This window comes from uncultured Campylobacter sp. (genome assembly GCF_938018035.1).
In the GTDB taxonomy this organism is placed as follows: domain Bacteria; phylum Campylobacterota; class Campylobacteria; order Campylobacterales; family Campylobacteraceae; genus Campylobacter_B.
Map to the genome: position 1 here is coordinate 1 of NZ_CALIJF010000138.1, position 2,999 is coordinate 2,999.

The window sequence follows — 2,999 nt, forward strand, 5'->3', positions numbered from 1 at the left end:
TCGCCGCAGATTGCGCGGCGATGGAATTTTATTGCTCCGCCATAGAATTTATCTCGCATCCATATCGCGGCGGCACTGAATTTTATTTCGCGTCCATCTTATGGCGACGCGGAATTCTATTTCACTTCGGCGCGGCGGCAACGCAGAATTTTATCTCGCTTCGGCATGACGAAATATCCGCCCTGCGGCGACGCGGTCTGTTTAAATTTGACGCGGCTTGCGTCGCGCTGGAGCGTCCATTTAAATTCTGAGCGATTTGCTGCGCGCAGGTACTGCGAGCGGCGCCGCACTTTTTAAAATTTCGCTCTTAAATTTTAAAAAGCGTAAGTTCAGCTTTGAAATTTTACTTTTAAATTTTATTCGGCACTTCGCGCTTAAATTTAAAACGCAGATTACATATAATTTCATGGCTCGCATACGAAAGCTCGTCGTATAATCACACCGCTACAGCAGAAATATTTCCGCGCCAAGACGCGGTGCTATTCTATGCCGTATTCTGCTCGCCACGGCGCTATACCGCTGCCGTACTGCCCGTCTTGACGGCGCAAAATACAGCGCGCGGCGACACCCTCTTTGCGCTACGCTCGCTTACTGCGTCGCTATTTACGATATCCACTGCCGTCTTTTAGCGGCGCCGCAATGACACCGCGCGCCCGTTGCGGTCTCATTTTGCACCGCTTGCACCGTGCCGTTCTCCGCGCTGCTGTTTTTCCCGCACTGCGCCGATTTAGAATTTATCTTAAATTTTAAAAACGCTTCAATGCTGCGCGAAATCTAAATTTACTGCTTTAAAATTTCAACTTTGCGATTAAATTTAAAATTTAAGTCGCGTGGAAAATCTGCGATCAGCAAGCGGCGTAAATTTAAAATTTGATCGCAAAGCCGCGCCGCAAGAAAAATCTAAACATTGAAATTTCAAAACTAGCGCTATACAACAGCGCCTCGCGCAGAAACCGACAAAATCCAAAGCCTCGCCCGCACGCTTCGCCGCTAAATTTAAAAGGCGAAATTTCACGCTCAAATTCTGCGAGCATAAAATTTCAAAGCGCGATCGAGGCTTAAAATTTAGCCGCAAGCCGTGCAAACGAAGCGAATACCGACGCGGAATTCCGCGAGCATTAGTCAATCGTAGCCTGCTCCTCTTTTTGCTTGTAGCTTTCGATAAAATCGCCCACGCGCATATCGTCGTAGCCCTCGATGCCTACGCCGCACTCGAAGCCTTTGGCGACTTCCTTGGCGTCGTCTTTGAAGCGCTTGAGCGAGCTGACGTTGCCCTCGAAAACGATGACGCCCTCTCTAATGACGCGGATCTTCGCGCCGCGAGCGATGAGCCCGTCGGTAACCATACAGCCCGCGATCTGCCCGATCTTAGGCACGTTGATGACTTGGCGGATCTCGGCTTGACCCAAGACCTCCTCGCTGATGATCGGGCTCATAAGGCCGCTCAAAAGCGCCTTGATATCGTCGATGAGATTGTAGATGACGTTGTAGGTCTTAATCTGCGCGCCGCGCTCCTTGGCAAGCTCTTTGATCTCGCCCGTAGGACGGACGTTGAAGCCCAAGATTACGCAGTTTTCGCTAGCGCTTGCTAAGGCGATGTCGTTTTGCGTGATACCGCCGATGCCGCTGTGGATGATGTCGACCTTAACCTCGTCGTTACGAAGCTTCTCAAGGCTTGCTTTGATAGCTTCCAGCGAGCCCGCGACGTCGGCCTTGACAATCACCGGAAGGCTCTTTAGCGAGCCTTCGGCGATCTTGGCGCTTAGCTCGTCGATGGTGACCTTGGTCGATTTGCTAAGCTCTTTTTGGCGCTGATGCTCGTAAATTTTACTTGCGTACTCGCGCGCTTCCTTATCGCTTGAAACTCCGATCAGCGTCTCGCCCGCGCCCGGAACCTCGCTAAGGCCTATGATGACGCCGCATTCGCCCGGTAAAATTTGCTTTAGCGCCCTGCCCTTATCGTCGCTAAGCGCGCGCACCTTGCCATATGCGATACCCGCTACGACGGTGTCCCCTACGTGCAGAGTGCCGTTTTGCACGATGACGGTGGCAACCGCGCCGCGACCCTTCTGTAGGGAGCTTTCGATGATAGTCGCCTTAGCCTGCTTGCTAGGATCGGCTTTAAGCTCCAAAAGATCGGCTTGCAAAAGCAAGATCTCTAATAGATTTTCAATTCCGTCGCCCGTCTTTGCGGAGATCGGCACGAACTCGTAGCTGCCGCCCCACTCGGTAGGCATGATGTCAAGCTCTGCAAGCCCCGTTTTTACGAGATCGGGATTTGCGGAGGGTTTGTCCATTTTATTTATCGCGATGATGATCGGCACGTTTGCCGCCTTGGCGTGCGCTATAGCCTCCTTAGTCTGAGGCTTGACGCCGTCGTCTGCGGCCACTACGATGATTACGATATCGGTAACCTCGGCTCCGCGCGCTCTCATCGAAGTAAAGGCCTCGTGACCAGGAGTGTCGATGAAGGTGATCTTCCTGCCGTTTTTCTCGACCATATACGCGCCTACGTGCTGCGTGATGCCGCCCGCTTCTCCGCTTGCTACGCGAGAGTTGCGGATATAATCAAGCAGGCTTGTTTTGCCGTGATCGACGTGTCCCATAATGGTGATGACAGGCGCTCTAGCGATTAAATTTTCTTCGCCTTCGCTGTCCTCGTAGGCCTTGATGTAATCAAACTCCTGCGCCTCATCGATGATATTTACCTCAATGCCAAATTCGCTTGCTAAAATTTCTATCGCGTCCTCGTCCAAAAAGTCGTTTTTCGTCGTCATCATCCCAAGCGCAAATAACTTGCCAATGATCTCGCTAGGCTGCTTTTTGATCTTATCGGCGAACTCATAGACGCGAATCTCTTTTGGGATATTTACCGAGCTTACAATTTCGCTATCACGCTCGCGAGGGGCCTTTTTATGCTTTTTGCGACCGCCGCGACTTATGCCACCTTCGCTGCTAAAAATTTGATTTTGCGAGGCGCGATAAATATTGGGTTGGTT

3 protein-coding genes are annotated in these 2,999 nt (G+C 51.4%); 2 read left to right on the forward strand and 1 reads right to left on the reverse strand.

Annotation, left to right across the window (positions count from 1 at the left end; all coding sequences use genetic code 11):
* Together Q0257_RS04110 and Q0257_RS04115 are read left to right on the forward strand one after the other, a co-directional pair.
* A partial coding sequence (locus Q0257_RS04110) for a hypothetical protein (protein WP_298021892.1) occupies positions 1–251 on the forward strand: 251 nt, incomplete at its 5' end.
* Positions 252–870: 619 nt separating this feature from the next.
* Positions 871–1,062 (forward strand): hypothetical protein, encoded by a 192-nt coding sequence (locus Q0257_RS04115; protein ID WP_298021894.1) that lies wholly within the window; start codon positions 871–873, stop codon positions 1,060–1,062.
* Between the two features lie 56 nt (positions 1,063–1,118).
* Here the strand turns inward: Q0257_RS04115 and infB are convergent.
* Positions 1,119–2,999 (reverse strand): translation initiation factor IF-2 (gene infB, locus Q0257_RS04120; protein WP_298021897.1); only part of this gene is annotated, 1,881 nt, incomplete at its 5' end.